Origin of the sequence: Halobacteriovorax sp. CON-3, from assembly GCF_043196995.1 — a bacterium.
Classification (GTDB): domain Bacteria; phylum Bdellovibrionota; class Bacteriovoracia; order Bacteriovoracales; family Bacteriovoracaceae; genus Halobacteriovorax_A.
This window is the reverse complement of record NZ_JBEBNA010000001.1, coordinates 1,473,125-1,491,078: the sequence shown is the minus strand read 5'-3', so window position 1 is coordinate 1,491,078 and position 17,954 is coordinate 1,473,125. Positions and strand designations below refer to the sequence as shown.

The window sequence follows — 17,954 nt, the reverse complement described above, 5'->3', positions numbered from 1 at the left end:
GAAATAAATGGGAACTAAAGATATTTCAAATTTTCATATTCCAAATGTAAGCCAGGTTCCTGGTTCGAAGAAAGTTGATCTTCGTAATCGTCTTGGTAACGTTAGTGGTGGTAATGAAGCTGCTCAGTCAGAATTTAAGAATCTTCTGAATGATCAGATCTCGAATGAGAAGATCAATAAAGCGCATCACTTAGATCAGTTAGCGCAAACTCAAAGAGAACACGGAATTCAACTTTCGACTCATGCGGCGAAGAGGCTGCAAGAGAGAAATATTGATATTGATAGTAATGAATTTTTTAAGCTAAAGGATGCTTTCCAGAAACTTCAAAGTAAGGGGGGAAGAGATTCTTTAGTGATTACAGATAAAGCAGCCTATATCGTGGACGTGCCGGCCAAGAAGGTGGTTACGGCCATAGATAAGGGAAGTATAGAGAGTAACGTTTTTACAAAAATTGATTCGACTGTATTGGTTTAAGATTTAATTAGCTGGTCCTAACGGAAGCTTTGTGTTTGCCTGTCGTTGTAAACACACCTTTTAAAATCCTTATTCCATTTAGTCGTTTTTAGATCTAAAAATTTAGATTTGGTTTTAGTCTAGGAGGGACGAATGAGTATTTTACGATCATTTAACATTGGTGTATCTGGTTTAAGCGCTTCAGGAGCGGGAATGAACGTTGTTTCAGATAACATTTCAAATGCTGGAACTAACGGTTTTAAAGCTTCAAGAGCAGAATTCCAAGATGTACTTGCAGTCTCTCTAAAAGGGATCGAAGGTGGGGATCAATTCGGTGCTGGTACAAAACTAGCTCACATTAAGCCGATCATGACTCAAGGTGATGTTGCAAGAACTGAATCAATCACTGACCTTGCAATTCAAGGTGATGGTTTCTTCAAAGTAAAAGCTCCATTCGGAAATGGATATTCGAGAGATGGTTCAATGCACTTTAACAAAGACGGTGAGCTTGTTAACGGTGACGGATATAAAGTAATTGGTTTCAAATCAAATGAAGATGGAACACTTACTAATAAAGAAGGTGAAATTAAGCTAGGGAACACGACAATTCCAGCTCAAGCAACTGAAAAAGTTAAGCTTTCAATGAACCTTGACTCAAGAGTTTCTGTAAAACAATTCGATCCAAATAATCCAGAAGAAACTTCAAACTTTTCTTCTTCAATTACAGTATATGACAACGTAGGTACGGCTCGTCTTGTAACTGCATACTATAACAAAACAGCTGATAATAACTGGACTTATAGAATCATGGCCGATGGTGCTGATGCTCAAGGTGGTGAAGCTGGTAAGATGGTTGAAATGGCACAAGGTCAACTTGTCTTCAACGATAAGGGTCAACTTCAAGAAGAGATCGAGTCTTCAAACTCTTTCAACTTCAATAAAGGTGCACAACAAGGTCAAAAAATTGAGTTCTCTTGGGGTGAATCAATCTCTGAAGGTGGAGATGGTACTGATGCTTCAACTCAGTATGGTTCAGGTTCTGCAGTTGCTAGACACACTCAAGATGGTGCTTCTGCCGCAACTCTTGGATCTCTATCATTCAATGATGATGGTATCCTTACAGCAGTATATGACAATGGTGAGACAAGAGATATCGCTCAAATCGCTATTGCAAAATTCGATAATAACGAAGGTCTTTTCAAAATGGGGAAAAACCTTTTCAAAGAATCTAAAAACTCTGGTCAACCAGCAATGGGGAAACCAGGTGAAGCGGGACGTGGACAAGTTCTTTCTAAATCGATCGAGCTTTCAAACGTTGATATCGCAAGTGAGTTCGTTAATCTAATGACGTCTCAAAGAAACTTCCAAGCTAATGCTAAGACGATCTCTACAGCAGATAAAATGATGCAAGAGATTTTCAGAATTAAGGGTTAATAAATAACTCATACTCCTATGCTTTTGAAGGCCCTCTTTTGAGGGCCTTTTTTATGTTCTTGTGTTTAAATACTCCTATAGGAGATTTATATGAAGAATCGAATCGAAGAAGATTTACTAGGACAATTAGAAATAAATAACGAAATGCTCTACGGGATTCACACTCAAAGGGCCCTAAATAATTTTCAAATATCAAATGCTAAAATTGGGGACTATCCTAACTTTGTTAAGGGAATGGTACTTACTAAGAAGGCTGCGGCCGCTGCTAATAAAGAAATTGGTACAATGGAAGATGATAAGTGCGACATGATTATTGCCGCTTGTGATGAGATCCTTGCCAACTTAGATAATTATCTTAAATATTTCCCAACTGATGTCTTTCAAGGGGGAGCAGGTACTTCAGTAAATATGAATACTAATGAAGTTATTGCTAACGTAGCACTTGAGATGAATGGACATAAGCGTGGTGAATATGGCGTTCTAAATCCAAATGATCACGTCAATAAGTCACAATCAACTAATGATGCTTACCCAACAGGTTTTCGTGTCGCAGTTTACTTTTATATGACTAAAGTAATTGAGCGCATCCAAGGACTTTCAGATAGCTTTGAAAAGAAAGGTATTGAATTTGAAAAGGTTCTAAAGATGGGACGAACACAACTTCAAGATGCTGTTCCAATGTCTCTAGGTGATGAATTTCACTCATGGGCGGTTAACCTTCGAGAAGAGGTAAGATCACTATCTCGTTGTCGTGACTTAGTTCTTGAAGTTAATCTGGGAGCAACTGCAATTGGTACAGGACTCAATGCTCACGATCGTTATTCTGACTTGGCCATTGGTTTTCTTTCCGAATTTACAGATGGAAATTTCGTAAAATCTGAAAACCTTATTGAAGCGACTTCAGATTGTGGAGCTTATGTCATGATTTCGGGCTCACTTAAAAGAACAGCCGTTAAGCTTTCAAAAATTTGTAATGACCTAAGACTTCTATCTTCTGGACCTCGTTGTGGTTTAAATGAAATCAATCTTCCTGAGCTTCAGGCCGGTTCTTCAATTATGCCAGCAAAGGTAAATCCAGTTATTCCTGAAGTTGTTAATCAAGTTTGTTTCAAGGTCATTGGAAATGATATGACAATAACGATGGCAGCTGAAGCCGGACAACTTCAGCTAAATGTAATGGAGCCAGTAATTGCTCAGTCTCTTTTTGAATCAGTTGATCTTCTAAGCCATGCGGCCACGACGTTAAAAGAGAAATGTATCGAGGGGATTACTGCCAATGAAGAACATACGACAAATATGGTTCTTAACTCAGTTGGGATCATTACGTATTTAAATCCATTTATTGGTCACCATATGGGTGATGTTATTGGAAAGGAAGCGGTTAAAACTGGAAAGTCGATTCGTGAGTTAGTTCTTGAGAAGAAGCTACTATCTGAAGAAGAGCTTGATGAAGTCTTATCTGTTGAAAACTTAATTAAGCCTAAGTACAGAGCAAAATTATATAAATAAAAAAGCCTCCATTATGGAGGCTTTCTTTTTCGTTATTTTAATGACGACGATTTCTTCTTTCTTTAAAAACATGGGCACGGCAAGTTGCGGCCATGATATTTGGATGATTCGTTGGCCCTGAGAACCTTGTGAAATCAAAACTTCTTACGTTGCAGCCATGCTGGCAAAGGTAATTAAAAGTTCTTTGAAATCCATTTGTGTATGTAATCGTGTATTGATAATCAAGAACTGTCATACGTCGATGTGAGTTATTGTAGATCTCACAATTAACAAAAGGTCCCCAGTTAATTTGACCTTCCACTGTGCGGTGTCTTTCTTCTTGTGCCCAAATCTTTTGAGTTAGAAAAAGTAGCAGCGCTAAACAAAGTAGCTTCTTCATAAAAATCCCTCTCTAATGAATATTTATATAAAAATGCTATTAGAGATAAGTGGCTCTGGCAAGTTAACGTGAGTTAAGCTGTGGGTGCTGTGTGTTATTGATTGAGAAGTCTATCGGCCTGGATTGTGAGGCCAACATTCTCTCTTGTCACTTTGCAGTATAGAGTTGTTCCCTTGAAAGTTTCTTCCTTCCACATGTCCTGGTAGTCGTCCCAGTTTTCGTCTGCAAAGAATTGATCGAAGAAAGCACCGATTGAGTCTACTAGGCCTTCAAGAAGCTTTGTGTGGTCCCCATTTTCTTCAAGGTCCATTGATGCGAAGTAAGTTGTTGCTGCGGCTGCATCGTTTGATGTATCAACAAGAGAGGCCATAACAAGAACTTCACCTTTATAGAGTCTTCCATAGATCTCGAACACTTTATTTGCGTCAAATAACTCGTTGCGATATGTATCTTGAAGAAGTTCAAGTACCGAATCTGCCCACTCGTTTGGAAGATCAATTAAAAATGGCCCGTTTGTTCTTGAAAGCATTCGCAATATCCTTTTTAACGCTGTGAAAATCTATATAGAAGTAGAAGATAATTAACAAGCCACCGTTTGTGTGTCAATATATCTGGACTTTAATTAAGACTAAATAAAAGGAGTAAATAATGAGCGTTTATATTTTATCAGGTGCAAGAACACCAAGTGGAAGTTTTCTAAGCTCACTTTCTCAAGTTGGAGCAACTCGTTTAGGTGCAACTGCAATCGAAGCTGCTGTTGAAAAAGCAGGAATCGCTAAAGATAAAGTTGATGAAGTATTTATGGGTAACGTTGTTCAGGCCGGTGTTGGACAAGCTCCAGCTCGCCAAGCTGCGATTTTTGCAGGTCTAAGTGAAGCAACTCCATGTACAACAATTAATAAAGTTTGTGGATCAGGAATGAAAACAATCATCTCTGGTGCTCAGTCAATTATGACAGGAGACAACCAAGTTGTTGTTGCTGGTGGTATGGAAAATATGTCACAAGCTCCACACTTACTAATGAATTCTAGAACTGGTGTTGCAAAATTTGGTGCAGCAGAAGTTAAAGATGCTATGCAATGGGATGGACTATGGGATGTTTACTCTGACCAAGCAATGGGAAATTGTGCAGAAGAGTGTACTGAAAAATATAACCTTACTCGTGAAGCACAAGATGCATACTCAATTGAGTCTTTTAAAAGAGCTCAAGCTGCAATTGAAGCAGGGATCTTTAAAGATGAAATTGCTCCAGTAACAATCAAAGGCCGTAAAGGTGACACTGTTGTTTCTGAAGACGAAGGACCATTCAAAGCAAAATTTGATAAGATTCCAGGTCTAAGACCAGCTTTCAAAAAAGATGGAACAATCACTGCTGCTAACGCTTCAACAATTAATGATGGAGCAGCTGCTGTTGTTCTTGCTGGTGAAGAGTATAAAGACCAAGCAGATTTTAAAATCGTTGGTTGGGCATCACACGCTCAAGCGCCAACTTGGTTTACGACTGCTCCAATCGAAGCAATGAAAAAGAACTTAGAGAAAACTGGACTAAAACTTTCAGATATTGATGTTTTTGAAATCAACGAAGCTTTCGCAGCTGTGCCAATGGCCGCAATGGAAGAGATGGGAATTGATCACGCAAAACTTAATATCTACGGTTCAGGTGTATCTCTTGGTCACCCAATCGGAACTTCAGGGACTCGTATTGTTGTAACTCTTATGACTGCCATGAAAAACCAAAATGCAAAGTACGGTTTGGCCTCTATTTGCATCGGTGGCGGTGAAGCGTTATCATTGATATTAGAAAAAATTAAATAAATAAGCAGGACTTTCGTAGTCCTGCTTTTTAAGTAGGACTATGGATGGCCCAAGCTCAAACACAAAAACAACATAAATCTGGTATCGTACGTTTCAAGGCGGGTGAAGTTCTTTTCAACCAAAACGATCCAGCAGATTCTCTCTATATTATTCAAAAAGGACAAATTAGACTCTATATCCCAAAAGGGCAGGGCTTTGTTGAAATCGCTATTCTTCGCGCCGGTGAAGTAATTGGTGAGATGGCCTATTTTGATAATAAAGGTTCAAGAAGAAGTTGTTCTGCTGCGGCCATTGTTCCTACAGATGTTGTTCGTGTCACATTTTCTGCGTTCGATAAGACGATGCAGGGACTTAATCCGTGGTTTAAAACAATCGTTAATACTCTTGCTGAACGCTTGAGGAAGACGAATGATCGTGTAAAAGCACTTGAGACCAACTCTGTTGGTTTTGGTAAAGATGGTAAAGTTGGTGAGTATGTTTTCTTTCATACAACTGATGTACTAAGAATTCTTGCAGGAATTTATCTTTCATCAAAAGTACACGCTCAAAAAGGTGAGGACGGTGCCCACCGCATTCATATCAGCTCTATTCGTTATTACTTATTCGATATTTTTGGTGTTTCAGAAATCAAGTTTGAAGAGATGATTGAACTTCTAAAAAGAGAAGGCTTAATTAGCATGGAAGATGATAAGGATGGACAACCAAAACTTGTTAAGATTCCTAACTTAGAAAATCTTCGAAGTATTGTTGCTTTTGTTAATGCAGAAAAAATAAAAACAGATGATAAGAAAACAAAAACATCAAAGAAATGTAATCTCATTCTTTCTCGAATGAAGAATCAACTCCTTGCTAAAGGTATTACTAAAGGAAAAGCATCTGCCGACTTAACTGCAATTATAGCTGAGCTAAAAGAAGGTGAGGCCATTGTCAGTCCTGAAGATATTCGTCCCGCTATCCTTACTGGAATTGTGGAAGATATTTTTGTGGATGATAAAGGTAATATGACGAATATGGTAGATATCGATAAGTTAATTAAAACTCTACCGGGCCTAATCTTTCAAGTTGCTTGGCAACGTATCAATGAAGAAAAGGCCGGCAATAGTTATTAATTTCCTGTTGGATAGAAGTTTACTTCAACGTTTGCTCCATCACTGTAAACAGCATTTCCAAAAAGTTTTAGGAAATATCCTGTCTCATTCATGACTGGAATTGCTGGTGTGTCATCTGTCGGACTTGTAATCTTAATATTGAAGTTAGAGTAGTAAGCAGGATTTGATCCTGACTTCATTAACTGCCAACCATTCGTTGAACTCTTATTAATAGTCTGGCCATTAATCTTAAGTGTAATCGAGCTTTCAACAGGCTTACTATTAAGCTTCACATATCCATAGAAGTTTTGTGGTGTTTGGTAACTGACAACTAAACATTCTGGATGTTCCACAATGGCATTCCCATTAAGACGAATGAAGTGACCAGAATGCTCCTCTCCAACTGAAGGAGAGTATCTCGTCGCAAAATTTCCTCTCTCTCCAATATATGTATAGCCATTACTTGTACCTTCAAGAATTGGTGTTCCAGCTTGAGAGCTCCCTCTTACATACTTTGTAATAATAAGAGAGTTCGTATCAATACGAGCTCCTGGTTCAGCAACTTTCCAGTAGTTATACTTATGGTGTAAGATTGCATCTTGAATTGAGTTATAGACATGGTCAAAAACATTATTGAAGCTTGTTTTTTGAGTACAAACATCGACATTATCGTTGTAACCAAAGCCATTGTATGAATTATTAGAACGTGGGAATGGATATGGATTACTTCCACTTAAGTTTTCATAAGGCTGATTATAGATCAGGTCACTAGCACCATGATAATTAAAGTTCTTCTCACCTTTAGAGATCTGTGGACAGCTATAAGACTCTGGGTCAACAGATGGTGCAAGTGAGATAAGTCTTAGCATTGATGAGTTAAGCTCATAGCTTCCGACATTACTACATGACTCATTAAAAGTTGCCGCTGTATTGCGAGTTGTTCCTAGCATTTGCTTGTCAAAACTCGAGTAAAGAGACTGAGAGTATAGCGCTCCATTATAATTACCACGCATACAAAGAAGGTCGTGGGCCATGGCCTTACGATACTTAACAGCGAGTGCGTGATTATTTGATAAATTTGTTCCTGTTGTGTTCCAAGAGTTATCATCTTCGTTAGACATGATGACAATAATTGTATGGGCATTCTTTCTAAGAGCACCATTTAATTGATTAAGTTTTACCAACTCATTAATTCGTGACAGTCCACCTTCACGAGTCCCTGATCCCGGACTGAAATTTGAGATAACATTTGAAGCGGCATAGCGAGAAACTGTCGTCACCCCTGAAGGACTAATTCCTTCACGAGAAAAGAAGTAGGTTTCACTATTGCCCGAACCGATAAGTGGCGCCATAAGAACTTGGTAGTCGAATCGATCCGCAATATCATTAACAACATTATTTAATGCAGTCTTCGTTTGGTTGCTAATAAAGCTCGTACTTTTTGAATTATCCCATACAAAGAGAAGATCAACAGGTGGCCTAATATAGGTAAATCTAGAACACATTTCACTGTTAACTGTTTGAGTAGGATCTGTCCCAAATGAGTCTGAATTCTTGCGAGTCGCAAATTCTTCTTTCGCACATGAGGCCATAAATAATAATGTCAAAACGATTAAGATCTTTTTCATCAATTAACTCTTCGGTTAAGAAAAAATAAAACTTAAATATAATTCGGCCTTTTTTACTAAAGTATTATTCCCATTTGATGCTTCTTAGGGGCAATATTTTTCATTAATTTTGTTAATGATATCAACAGGTTAAAATAGGAAGGTCAAAGCAAACGGAGAAGAATATGGCACAATGGTATTACGTTGAAAAAGGTGAAAGAGTAGGACCTGTCGAATTGGAAGAGGTTGAAGTTCTATTTGGAAAGGGGAAGCTCACACCTGATAGCTATGTTTGGACAAAGGGTTTTGATAATTGGAAGTTAATTTCTGAGGCCACTGAGCTAGGACACTTGTTAAATAAAAGAGTAGTCGATGAGCTACCTCCTGAGCTTGATATGCCTCCTGTTATTGATGATCAGCATGTTGTTCTCTATTCATGGGACGATATCAAAGATGATGAAAAAATCATTACCATAAAAATTGGACTTGATCGCGGTACAGATGAAGTAGAGTATGGCCCATTTAGTGTGATTGATTTACAAAAGGCCTATCAACAAAATCGTATCAATGAAAAAACTCTCGCTTATATTCCAGGTGAGAATGAATGGGTTTTCCTTGCAGAAACTCCAATCGCAAAAAGAGTCATGGGCTCTGTTCCTCCTTTAATTACTGACGATGAAAGAAGACTTAATCAACGCAAGCCATTTGTGGCACGTATGTTCTTCCATGATTCTCAACAAGTATTTGAAGGTGTTTGTCGCGATATCTCAATTGGTGGAATGCAAGTTCTTGTTTCAAACTTTCCATTCAATGTAGGGGATGAAGTAACGTTAAATGTTCACCCTGAAAATACTGATTACCACTTTATTGCTTCTGGACTTGTGGTTCGTCACTTAAATGAAAACCAAGGTTTTGCTCTACGCTTTGTTAATTTATCTGATGAAGCAGAAAGCTCGATCAAAAGCTATATCGGTTAATCTCAGATGGATACTTCGATCTATATTCGTGAGTATCGCTGTGATAAAGAGGGTGCTAAAACCCTCATTCTTTTTCATGATATTGGTGGTGGCCACTATACCTATGATAGTTTGATTCCTTTGCTTGTCGAAGAAGGAGTTAATGTTGTTTCCTTTGATTATCTTGGCCATGGACTAAGCTCTGGGACACGTGGACACTTTGAAAGTATCAATCAAGTTAAGAACTTTTTAAATGAACTTTATCACCATAGTAAACTTGCTCAAGGCGATGAGGTCTATACTTTGTCCGTTAATCAGGGGGCATTGATATCATTACTTTTTTCTACTTTATTCGATAATGTAAAAGGTAATATCTTTTTAAATCCAAAGATTCGCACAGAGTTTAATAAGAATCTTAAAAATGAATTGATTTCCAAAATACCTTGGCAACCAAACTTTCTGTCACGTTCTCATATTAAGTTATCAAAGCAGAGTAATGATTTAACAGCTAATAACTTTGTTACAAAGAGAACCTTAATCGTTCTTAACCAAATCTTGAAAAAAGTTCAATTAGACGTCTATTTCATGGAATGTAGAAACTTAATCTTTAGTAGTAATAAGGATAGTATTATCTTTGAGACGATTATGAGTGAGTTTAGAGATGAAATAGAGATCCCAGAGTTTAATTCTGTAAAGACCATAAAAAAACAAGACATTATTTTCAAAGAAACTTATAATTGGATACATGAAAACTAAAATTTTAGCTCTTTTTGCCCTGTTTTTATTAACTTCATGCGGAAATATGACAAAGAACTTTGTCAAAAGTGGTGAATCAATTATCAAGGGTGGTACTGCTGGCGCTAAGCCTTGGAATGAAGCACTAACATTTCAACGTCTATCTTGGTACTCAGAACTAAATCTTATGTATGATGTTTTCTTAACAAAAATGGAACCAAGCTCTCCATTTTGGCAGTGGTTTTCTGAAAGTGAATCAAGACGTCTAAAAGAGTGTAAAGCGGTCTATGTTTCCATTACATTTAGTTTAGACTCTGACCGAATTTCACATGCAATGTTTTATAATCAAGTTTTATCGAAAGAGCTTCAGCCAGTCGTAACAAATGACTTTGATTTGGCCATTGCTAATCATCCTGACTTCAATAAATTCTTTTTGTCTTTATACAAGAGTAAAACACTCTGTGCGACATCTGATATCGGTGATTTAGAGATCAAATTTCCTAATTTCAGAACGAGAACTCTGCATTTTTAGTCAAAAACTTATCTAAAGTTTGAACTTAAAAGCTCCGATAAAAATGCGAGGAGCTTTAGTAATGAGTGAAGAAAAGAAATTTGAAAGATTTGGTCGATACCTTATTCTAGATCACTTAGTTGATGGTGGTATGGCCAAGATTTGTCGAGCGCGCTTTCTGGGGGAGCAGGCCGATAAAATTGTTGCCATTAAAATGGTTCAACCACAATTCTCATCTGATGAAGCATTTCAGACAATGTTTATGGATGAAATTAAAACGACCTTTGGTTTACTACATCCAAATATTGTTCAGACCTATGACTATGGTTTTCATAATGGCCAGCTTTTCGTTGCAATGGAATATTGTGATGGGAGAAACCTAAAACAATATATCGATAAACTGAAGGAACATAATTATGTTTTTCCAGTAGAAATTTCGTCTTTCATTACGATTCAGGCCGCTCAAGGTCTTCACTATGCTCACACATTTACAGACAAGCTGACAGGGAAGCCTGCTAATATCATTCACCGTGATATTTCACCTCACAATATCATGTTAACTTTTGATGGCTCTGTTAAGGTTATTGACTTTGGTATTGCAAAGTCTGAAACAAACTCTGAAGCGACTCAAGCGGGAACAATCAAAGGGAAGTTATCTTACCTTGCTCCTGAATACTTAGATGGATTAGACCTTGATCCACGTTATGACTTATTTGCAACGGCAATTACTCTTTGGGAAATGCTGTGCTCAAGAAAATTATTTAAAGCTTCAAATGATCTAGCTGTTTTAAAGAAGATTCAGGAATGTAAAATTCCAGTTCCTTCTTCAATCAATCCAATGGTTCCAAAAGAACTTGATAAGATCATTTTAAAAGCACTTCATAAAGATCGTAATAAGCGCTATCAATCCCTTGAAGAGTTTGCTCGCGCTCTTAATAAGTTCCTATACTCAACGTATCCAGACTTTAACTCTTCAGATCTTTCGTACTTCGCGAAAGAACTATTTAAAGACGAGATTAAAGTAGATCGCGAAAGAATGTATGAGTTTGGTCAAATTGAACTAGGCCCATATATTAGAGACTATAAGAATGAAACAGAAGGCAAGCCTACTTCAAATGCTAGCGTTGATGCAACTCAATCTTCTGATGCTAAGAAGAGAAAAGAGAAAGAGGCCCTTTTTGAGCTTGATATTGATGAACAAACAGATATCCAAGTTGAAGGTTCAATACCTAAGCTTGATATGGCATCAAGATCGGCAAAAACAAAGATTAATAAGATTGATATTCGTTCTAATAAAACAAGTGCGAGTACAAAAATTAAGCGTATAAAGAAAAAGAAGAAAGTTGAAACAAAGAAGAAGAATTACTTCATTCATGTTGCTTCTATTGCAGCGATTGCAGCAGGAGTTTACTTCGCTAAGGATCATATTCCATTCTTAAAAGACTCGTCGTCAGCTCCGACAGAGGTTGTAGAGGCGCCAGGTGAAAAAGCGAAAACTAAGCGCGCTCCAACAAGTAATCAAAATGGAACGATTACGCTTAAAAACTTCAGTAGAAATAAAGATAAGTTATATATCAATGGTGTTGAACAAAGTGTTGATGTTCTAAACCGATTAAAAGTTCGTGCAAATGAACTACTGACAATTCGAGTTGAAAAGACAGGACGTGAGCACTTTATTGCACAAGATATTTCTGTTCAGGAAGGCGAGTCTCGCAATATTCAAGTTGAGTCGATGGCCAAGGCATATTATGGTTACCTACAGACAAGCTCTGCATGTATCCGTGGATCGATTAGCTTTGAATTATTTGGAGAGCAAAGAGAAGAAAAATTACCAATTCGCTTTGTTCCGGGAATTCCTTTTGCGACAGGTATGAACTCGCAAGGTGATAGTGTTCCAAAAGAGTATGAAGTCGTCATTAAAGACTCAAAGAGCTCTGTGCCACACAAGGTGAGCTTTGAGATTCAGAATTCTAAAGTTGTTGATCTTTGTAAATTATTATAAAAAAGGCCCGTTAAACGGGCCTTTTTTTTATCTTGATAATGCTTTGATTAGTGTTGCAAGAACTGACTCTTGAAGCTTTGTAATTTGGCCGATATTTGCCATGATAATAAAAGGGCTTTTTAGAATATTTCCGCAAATTGTTAGCTCACCCTTATCTTCGTTATACTCGACTATTTGGAAAGCATTCACGAATTCTTCTTCAAAGTGTTTCATAAGCTTTGCTTCAAAATCTTTACCTTTGACAGGATTTGGCTTCTTGTCACCATCGATCGTGATGTGAACTAATGCTTTCTTGTCGCTATTTTTTGAAACGTCTTCAATATCATTATAAATAAGCTTTAACTTGTTAGCACCAAGGTTGATTTTAAAGATATGCCATAGCTCTTCAAAGAAAGCAGTTCTATCATTTGGCCATAAAGCTTTAAGGTGATCAACAACTTCAAAAAGTTCTTCTAAGAGAACGATATTATTTTGAAGGATCCAATTACTTGAGATCTTATTAAATACTTGTTCAAGCTTCTCATTTGACTCCGCTTCAAATTGTTCAGAGTTTTCAAAGAACGTACCGAGTTCATGAAGGGGAGTATATTTTGATTCTTTCTTTAGAAAGTTGTGGACGCTCTCTTCTTCTAATAATTCAGGAGAATAGAAAATACAGTCAAAGTTCTCTTCAGACACTTCTGATACATCAGCAATTTTGCTCTTAGTCGTGCTGTTTAGATCTCTGATAATAATTTGATTCTGATTTTTAATAAAACCAATCTGGCGTTGCATTATGTCCCCTCTGTGTGTCCTATTGCAAAATATTATCGAATTAGTCGAGCATACGTCAATGCTGTATGCCCGCAGGAACAAGGTTTGTAGCTGTTTTTGGTTAAATAGGGGAATAAAAGAGCATAGTGCTGTGGATATTTGAACTCAATGTTATAATTAACATATGTTGTCATTAAAGTGGATGATTGGCCTTTGCCCGATCTTATTATTTTCAACAAATAGTATTGCTCAGGATGCTTGGCTTCTCGATGATTTCTATACTCAAGGGACTAAGGAAGTTGAGCAGAAAAAAGAGAAGGTACATTACAAGAAAGATTCGGCCTTATATCAAGTTGATATTAATGGGGATATCGTAAGAGAGTATATTGGGACATCAATTGTTGATGGAATACCAACTCTTCAGATCTATGACGTACAGAAGCGACTTATCTTTAGTTATAAATTTCCAATCTCAGGATTTAACTCTCATCTCTATCGAATCAAAAAAAGAAAGATTGCTGATAATAAGACAGCAACACTCTTTTATCAATTCAACGGCAGCACTAATTATATCAATACTTATGGCTCATCTAATTTATGGGGAATTGTTGTTGAAGATGGTCAGCTAGATAATATTAAAATTCATAATTTTGGCCAAATCTGGCAAGAGAATAAAGATAATTATGGCCTTTATAAACGAGCACATCTCGTAAACTTCATGGATGTTAACAAAGATGGACAACTGGATGTCGTTATCTCTAGTGGTTCAGTCTATAAAGCTTACTCCCATATTAATGGGAGTAAGTGGTCTCAAACATATAAAAAATAAAATTGAAATCTTTGGAATGATTCTTATGAAGCTTTCTTAACTTCATCAGATTCTTTAGAGCTTCTCTTATCTGATAGGTGAGTTACATTAGAGTGATCAGTTGACTCTTCACGTTTTAAACTATTTGCGTAAGAGTCTTTATTCGCTCTAAAGAATGTATAGGCACTAACAGCAATAGGAAGAAGAATAAAGAAAAGGTAGAGTAGACTTTCTGAAGCATTACTTTCTGTATAGCTTTCTACTTTTAAAAGTTCTGGGCTATGGACTCTTTCAGTCTTTGCTGTCGAAGGCTTCCTTGTTGGAGAAAAATCGTAACCCTTAGCTTTTGAAGGTTCAACTTCTTTATATTCTTCAATTGAAGAAGAGTATGTATCTTCTACCGCTGGCTTTCTTGCAAAAGAAAATTGTGACGATAAATACATTAATGAAATTGCGATTACTAACTTACCCATTATTTTCTCCATCCTAGAAGTGGCGATGGCCACCTTAGTATTTTACCACCATTTTAAAGGCAGTTTGAGATGGTAATCTTTGACCATCAGCTAATCTTACTTATCGGCTGATTTTCATAGGTACTTAAAATTGCGCTAAAAAAAAGAATGAACAGACTAAAATTCAGGGATTTATAACCGATGAATATATATAGGAATCGATGAAAAGTAGAGATGGGGAGTCGGGTATTCGTACCTGAATAGAAAATGAAAAAGTATATGAACGCCGTTAGGCTCGATCCTGACAAAATTGAAAAAGACTTTCTTGAATTTTGTAAGACATTCGTACTTCGCTTAATTGCTTCTATTTTCTTATTTAAGAAGAGAAAGGGCGAGGTTCTTGCTGGGGCGACAACGTTCTTTACCATCTTAAGTTTTGGCCCGGCCATCATGATCTTAATTTCTATTATTGGTGCTTACTTAGGTGATAGTGATACGGCCAAAGAACATATTATCTCTATGATCTTCTCTAATTTTCCACAAATCGATACGTCTGTTTTAAATGCAATTAAGCATTTGGTTGAAGAGCAGGTGAAGGGCTCATTTGTCGATTGGCACCAACTAGGACTCTGGTTCTTTGCCTGTCTAGGGATTAGCACCTCATTTATTTTTGGAATTAACACTCTTTCAAAAGTCGATATCGACGGTGGGATGATTCAAGACGATCTTAGGTCTGCTATTTTTGGCATCGTTTTAGCTCTCTTTTTTCTAGTGGTGTCTTTTCTTATGGAAAAGAATGTCATCGTTGGCCTATTATCAAATATAACCAATCATTCTAATGAACTCTATTACCTTATCGAATTACTTTTACTACCTTTTACCATCACAACCTTTGCTCTTGTCTATAAGGTTTCAGCGCAAATCAAGGTAAGTTATAAAGATGCTCTTTGTGGAGCATGTGTCTTCGTTATGTGCTTCTTCATTGGGAAGTCGACTTATTGGGTTTATCTTAAGTATTTTAAAGATGATTTAGTTAGTGATTACGGAAGTTTTTATAACCTACTCGTGGCGATGATTTGGGTTTATTATATTATATGTTCCTTTTATTTAGGGGCCTGTTATACGTATGTTCCGAAGATAAAGATTTTCAACGGAAAGAAAAGAGGTAAGCGTTGATTAAAGAAGATGTCATCCTATTGATGTGCCATGAGATATGTGAAGACTTACATATTGATAAGGTACTTCGTAAGAACTTCTTTGCTTATTTCTACTCATGGTCTTTTAGTTCATATAATCAAGTAGAAAAACTTATTAGCGATATCGATAATGATCAATCATTTTTTAATCGTTGGAAGAGTTCATTTAAGTATATGAATGCTAAGTTTAGCTATGAAGAAAAGAAGCAGGTCTTCTTTCGTCTATTTGATATCTTTAGCACTAAGATAAGAAATAAGAAGGCACCTCATATTTTACGTGAAGCCTATGAACATCTAGAGATCGAAGAGTCTGATCTTGAATATATTAGAGATAGCTTTTATCGCACTCAATATTTTAATCAAGCGGGCCTAAGAGATTATTCTAATGCGCTTTTGTTTTCATTAATGATCTCATATTCAAATGACGGTATTCTCGATCAAGCCGAGTTTGAAAGCTTAAGAAAGATCTTACGTCACATTAGCGGACATATGCCGAAGGTTCCGATCCATTCATTTGATATAAAAAATGTCTTGGCCGTAAACGCTTACTCAAAGGAAGAAATTCTAAAAATGAGAAGTGAGGTTGTGGAGGCCGTGAAATCTGATGGAGAGGTAAATAAGAAAGAAATTGCAGCTGTGAAATCAGTTGTTAAGAAGATGCACCTTGGAGAGTTTCATGATGACAGCTGGGAAGTTGTTTCACCATTTATCTCTCTCATTGTCCTACTTGCAGATCACGAGTTAACGGAAAAAGAAGAGAAGTGGTTCTTTGAACACTACGATGAAAATTTTATTGTTAATAATATTGAGCAAGTCTTTTGGTTATTCAGTGTTTTAATTCAAGTCCCGACTGTCTTTAAGAAGAATCGTTCATTCATTCGTAAAGTGTGGCATGATCAAAAACCGCTCTATGATATGGCCAATATGTTATTTTTAACATTTGCCAAACACTTTCTAAGGTTAGATGAGAATAGGTTAACAACCTTCGCGGACTTTATTAAATCTGGACGAAAAAAAGAGATCGTTGAAGGTATTGATGAGATCTTATCTGGAAAAGTTGTTGAGGAGGAGATTCTTCTGATCATCAACCTCGTTCTAAACGATCGCTATGATCTTGAAAAAATAAATGGTTTCTTAAATAAGAACTATATTGAAAGAGTTTTTAAAGGGATAAAGAAGGAGGACTCAAAGCTAAAATACTTGGCCATTTGTCATATCCTTTTTGCCGATGAAACTATTGACGGAAATGAGTATAAGGCATTGTGGGAAGCGTTTGCTTCATCTCGTCTAAACCCACAAATGCTTCAATCTGTTATTTATGATTATTCAATCTGTAAAATGAAAGTCTATAAAATGGATGATTACCATGAGTATCTAAACTCAGGTAAGTTCTATCGAGCTATTTAAGATTCTTATTAAATAATCTCATCTTAAAATCAACTCCCATGATCTCCATTGGTTTTAGATCAATCCAGATATTATCTCCCGATAGTGGCTCACTTGAAAAGATCAGGTGATTGACGAATCCTGTTTGTGTTGGCGCCTCACACTCTGGAGAGAAGCTACTACAAGTATCGCGATCGAGACATTTATTCTTGTAAGTTGAATAAAAGAGCTTTTTACCGCCATTAAAGGCCAGCATTAGGTTCCCATTTGTTAGGATAAATGAAATAAAATTATCTGTTGGTGGTGCTTTGGGATCAAAGTTGAGATCTCCAATAATTTCAATGAGCTCATTAATCGCACTGTTGATAATATTTGTGACAAATTCGATATCAATTTCTTCTTCACTTAAATTGATCTCTTTTGAGATCTTTGAAAGGAGAAAGTAGAAGAGAACTTCACTGTCAGTTGTTCCTAGAATAAATTTCTGAAAATATTCAGGGATATGCTCTAGGATCTTATCACGACATTCATCAAAGTTTTTAATATTTCCATTGTGTGCAAAAGTCCAATGGCCATACTGAAATGGGTGAGTGTTTAGGATATTTGTTTCCCCAACCGTCGCTTTACGGATATGCCCAAGGACAGTTTGCGATGAGACAACACCTGATACTTTTTTAAAGATCTTATCCTCAAGGGCTGCACAAGTCGATTTAATGATATGGGGAGAGTTTCTCACATAATAGGCAACACCCCAACCATGTGGGTGCTCTCGGCTTTGAACCTCAAGGGCATTGTCTGCTTGAACAAGGCTTTGGTGAACTTGACTTAATATAACTGATCTAAATCCAAATAATCGACACATAGAAAAT

Annotated in this window: 18 protein-coding genes; 12 read left to right on the top strand and 6 right to left on the bottom strand. The window is 36.8% G+C overall.

The window, feature by feature from the left end:
* Positions 1-7 precede the first annotated feature (7 nt).
* The 3 genes from ABMA72_RS06995 (at position 8) to aspA (ending at position 3,397) form a co-directional block, all read left to right on the top strand.
* Positions 8-475 (top strand): TIGR02530 family flagellar biosynthesis protein, encoded by a 468-nt coding sequence (locus tag ABMA72_RS06995; RefSeq protein WP_392857404.1) that lies wholly within the window; start codon positions 8-10, stop codon positions 473-475.
* Positions 476-607: 132 nt separating this feature from the next.
* Positions 608-1,888 (top strand): flagellar hook protein FlgE, encoded by a 1,281-nt coding sequence (locus ABMA72_RS06990; RefSeq protein ID WP_392857403.1) that lies wholly within the window; start codon positions 608-610, stop codon positions 1,886-1,888.
* Positions 1,889-1,978: 90 nt separating this feature from the next.
* A complete protein-coding gene (gene aspA / locus ABMA72_RS06985; protein WP_392857401.1) occupies positions 1,979-3,397 on the top strand; it encodes an aspartate ammonia-lyase in 1,419 nt (472 codons plus the stop codon).
* Between the two features lie 37 nt (positions 3,398-3,434).
* Here aspA and ABMA72_RS06980 read toward each other — a convergent pair whose 3' ends face one another.
* Positions 3,435-3,776 carry a hypothetical protein gene (locus ABMA72_RS06980; RefSeq protein ID WP_392857399.1) on the bottom strand — a complete coding sequence of 114 codons (342 nt, stop codon included), beginning with the start codon at positions 3,774-3,776 and terminating at the stop codon, positions 3,435-3,437.
* Between the two features lie 94 nt (positions 3,777-3,870).
* Positions 3,871-4,305 carry a hypothetical protein gene (locus tag ABMA72_RS06975; protein WP_392857398.1) on the bottom strand — a complete coding sequence of 145 codons (435 nt, stop codon included), beginning with the start codon at positions 4,303-4,305 and terminating at the stop codon, positions 3,871-3,873.
* A 119-nt stretch (positions 4,306-4,424) separates the two neighbouring features.
* Between ABMA72_RS06975 and ABMA72_RS06970 the strand changes: the two genes are divergently transcribed.
* Both ABMA72_RS06970 and ABMA72_RS06965 read left to right on the top strand, forming a co-directional pair.
* Positions 4,425-5,591 (top strand): thiolase family protein, encoded by a 1,167-nt coding sequence (locus tag ABMA72_RS06970; RefSeq protein WP_392857397.1) that lies wholly within the window; start codon positions 4,425-4,427, stop codon positions 5,589-5,591.
* A 44-nt stretch (positions 5,592-5,635) separates the two neighbouring features.
* Positions 5,636-6,700 carry a Crp/Fnr family transcriptional regulator gene (locus ABMA72_RS06965; protein ID WP_392857395.1) on the top strand — a complete coding sequence of 355 codons (1,065 nt, stop codon included), beginning with the start codon at positions 5,636-5,638 and terminating at the stop codon, positions 6,698-6,700.
* Here the strand turns inward: ABMA72_RS06965 and ABMA72_RS06960 are convergent.
* Positions 6,697-8,307, bottom strand: coding sequence for a hypothetical protein (locus ABMA72_RS06960; RefSeq protein WP_392857392.1), 1,611 nt, complete (start codon positions 8,305-8,307; stop codon positions 6,697-6,699). The genes ABMA72_RS06965 and ABMA72_RS06960 overlap by 4 nt on opposite strands.
* Positions 8,308-8,471: 164 nt before the next feature.
* On the opposite strand from ABMA72_RS06960, the gene ABMA72_RS06955 reads away from it, so the two are divergent.
* From ABMA72_RS06955 to ABMA72_RS06940, 4 genes are all read left to right on the top strand, one after another.
* The gene (locus ABMA72_RS06955) at positions 8,472-9,263 is read left to right on the top strand and encodes a GYF domain-containing protein (protein WP_392857390.1); all 792 of its coding nucleotides are present in this window, start codon (positions 8,472-8,474) and stop codon (positions 9,261-9,263) included.
* Between the two features lie 6 nt (positions 9,264-9,269).
* Positions 9,270-9,998 (top strand): alpha/beta hydrolase, encoded by a 729-nt coding sequence (locus ABMA72_RS06950; protein ID WP_392857387.1) that lies wholly within the window; start codon positions 9,270-9,272, stop codon positions 9,996-9,998.
* Positions 9,988-10,509, top strand: a complete 522-nt coding sequence (locus ABMA72_RS06945; protein ID WP_392857386.1) for a hypothetical protein — start codon at positions 9,988-9,990, stop codon at positions 10,507-10,509. The genes ABMA72_RS06950 and ABMA72_RS06945 overlap by 11 nt, the downstream gene beginning before the upstream one ends.
* A 61-nt stretch (positions 10,510-10,570) precedes the next feature.
* Positions 10,571-12,490 (top strand): serine/threonine protein kinase, encoded by a 1,920-nt coding sequence (locus ABMA72_RS06940; RefSeq protein WP_392857384.1) that lies wholly within the window; start codon positions 10,571-10,573, stop codon positions 12,488-12,490.
* Positions 12,491-12,517: 27 nt separating this feature from the next.
* Here the strand turns inward: ABMA72_RS06940 and ABMA72_RS06935 are convergent, their stop codons facing one another.
* On the bottom strand, positions 12,518-13,264 hold the full coding sequence (locus ABMA72_RS06935) for a hypothetical protein (RefSeq protein ID WP_392857382.1): 747 nt from the start codon (positions 13,262-13,264) through the stop codon (positions 12,518-12,520).
* Between the two features lie 163 nt (positions 13,265-13,427).
* Between ABMA72_RS06935 and ABMA72_RS06930 the strand changes: the two genes are divergently transcribed.
* Positions 13,428-14,072, top strand: coding sequence for a hypothetical protein (locus ABMA72_RS06930; RefSeq protein ID WP_392857381.1), 645 nt, complete (start codon positions 13,428-13,430; stop codon positions 14,070-14,072).
* 23 nt (positions 14,073-14,095) lie between these two features.
* Here the strand turns inward: ABMA72_RS06930 and ABMA72_RS06925 are convergent, their stop codons facing one another.
* The gene (locus ABMA72_RS06925; RefSeq protein ID WP_392857379.1) at positions 14,096-14,524 is read right to left on the bottom strand and encodes a hypothetical protein; all 429 of its coding nucleotides are present in this window, start codon (positions 14,522-14,524) and stop codon (positions 14,096-14,098) included.
* Positions 14,525-14,770: 246 nt separating this feature from the next.
* On the opposite strand from ABMA72_RS06925, the gene ABMA72_RS06920 reads away from it, so the two are divergent.
* A complete protein-coding gene (locus ABMA72_RS06920; protein ID WP_392857376.1) occupies positions 14,771-15,679 on the top strand; it encodes a YihY/virulence factor BrkB family protein in 909 nt (302 codons plus the stop codon).
* A complete protein-coding gene (locus tag ABMA72_RS06915; protein ID WP_392857374.1) occupies positions 15,676-17,106 on the top strand; it encodes a hypothetical protein in 1,431 nt (476 codons plus the stop codon). Before ABMA72_RS06920 ends, ABMA72_RS06915 begins: the two co-directional genes overlap by 4 nt.
* Here ABMA72_RS06915 and ABMA72_RS06910 read toward each other — a convergent pair.
* The gene (locus ABMA72_RS06910) at positions 17,099-17,947 is read right to left on the bottom strand and encodes a class II glutamine amidotransferase (protein ID WP_392857371.1); all 849 of its coding nucleotides are present in this window, start codon (positions 17,945-17,947) and stop codon (positions 17,099-17,101) included. The genes ABMA72_RS06915 and ABMA72_RS06910 overlap by 8 nt on opposite strands.
* Between the last annotated feature and the right edge of the window lie 7 nt (positions 17,948-17,954).

Excerpts from the sequence above, each read along its gene's own strand:
- ABMA72_RS06980 (WP_392857399.1), bottom strand. The coding sequence starts at position 3,776 with ATGAAGAAGCTACTTTGTTTAGCGCTGCTACTTTTTCTAACTCAAAAG.
- ABMA72_RS06930 (WP_392857381.1), top strand. The coding sequence starts at position 13,428 with ATGTTGTCATTAAAGTGGATGATTGGCCTTTGCCCGATCTTATTATTT.
- ABMA72_RS06970 (WP_392857397.1), top strand. The coding sequence starts at position 4,425 with ATGAGCGTTTATATTTTATCAGGTGCAAGAACACCAAGTGGAAGTTTT.
- ABMA72_RS06935 (WP_392857382.1), bottom strand. The coding sequence starts at position 13,264 with ATGCAACGCCAGATTGGTTTTATTAAAAATCAGAATCAAATTATTATC.
- ABMA72_RS06950 (WP_392857387.1), top strand. The coding sequence starts at position 9,270 with ATGGATACTTCGATCTATATTCGTGAGTATCGCTGTGATAAAGAGGGT.
- ABMA72_RS06920 (WP_392857376.1), top strand. The coding sequence starts at position 14,771 with ATGAAAAAGTATATGAACGCCGTTAGGCTCGATCCTGACAAAATTGAA.
- ABMA72_RS06975 (WP_392857398.1), bottom strand. The coding sequence starts at position 4,305 with ATGCTTTCAAGAACAAACGGGCCATTTTTAATTGATCTTCCAAACGAG.
- ABMA72_RS06990 (WP_392857403.1), top strand. The coding sequence starts at position 608 with ATGAGTATTTTACGATCATTTAACATTGGTGTATCTGGTTTAAGCGCT.
- ABMA72_RS06940 (WP_392857384.1), top strand. The coding sequence starts at position 10,571 with ATGAGTGAAGAAAAGAAATTTGAAAGATTTGGTCGATACCTTATTCTA.
- ABMA72_RS06960 (WP_392857392.1), bottom strand. The coding sequence starts at position 8,307 with ATGAAAAAGATCTTAATCGTTTTGACATTATTATTTATGGCCTCATGT.
- ABMA72_RS06965 (WP_392857395.1), top strand. The coding sequence starts at position 5,636 with ATGGCCCAAGCTCAAACACAAAAACAACATAAATCTGGTATCGTACGT.
- ABMA72_RS06945 (WP_392857386.1), top strand. The coding sequence starts at position 9,988 with ATGAAAACTAAAATTTTAGCTCTTTTTGCCCTGTTTTTATTAACTTCA.
- ABMA72_RS06925 (WP_392857379.1), bottom strand. The coding sequence starts at position 14,524 with ATGGGTAAGTTAGTAATCGCAATTTCATTAATGTATTTATCGTCACAA.
- ABMA72_RS06995 (WP_392857404.1), top strand. The coding sequence starts at position 8 with ATGGGAACTAAAGATATTTCAAATTTTCATATTCCAAATGTAAGCCAG.
- ABMA72_RS06910 (WP_392857371.1), bottom strand. The coding sequence starts at position 17,947 with ATGTGTCGATTATTTGGATTTAGATCAGTTATATTAAGTCAAGTTCAC.
- aspA (WP_392857401.1), top strand. The coding sequence starts at position 1,979 with ATGAAGAATCGAATCGAAGAAGATTTACTAGGACAATTAGAAATAAAT.
- ABMA72_RS06955 (WP_392857390.1), top strand. The coding sequence starts at position 8,472 with ATGGCACAATGGTATTACGTTGAAAAAGGTGAAAGAGTAGGACCTGTC.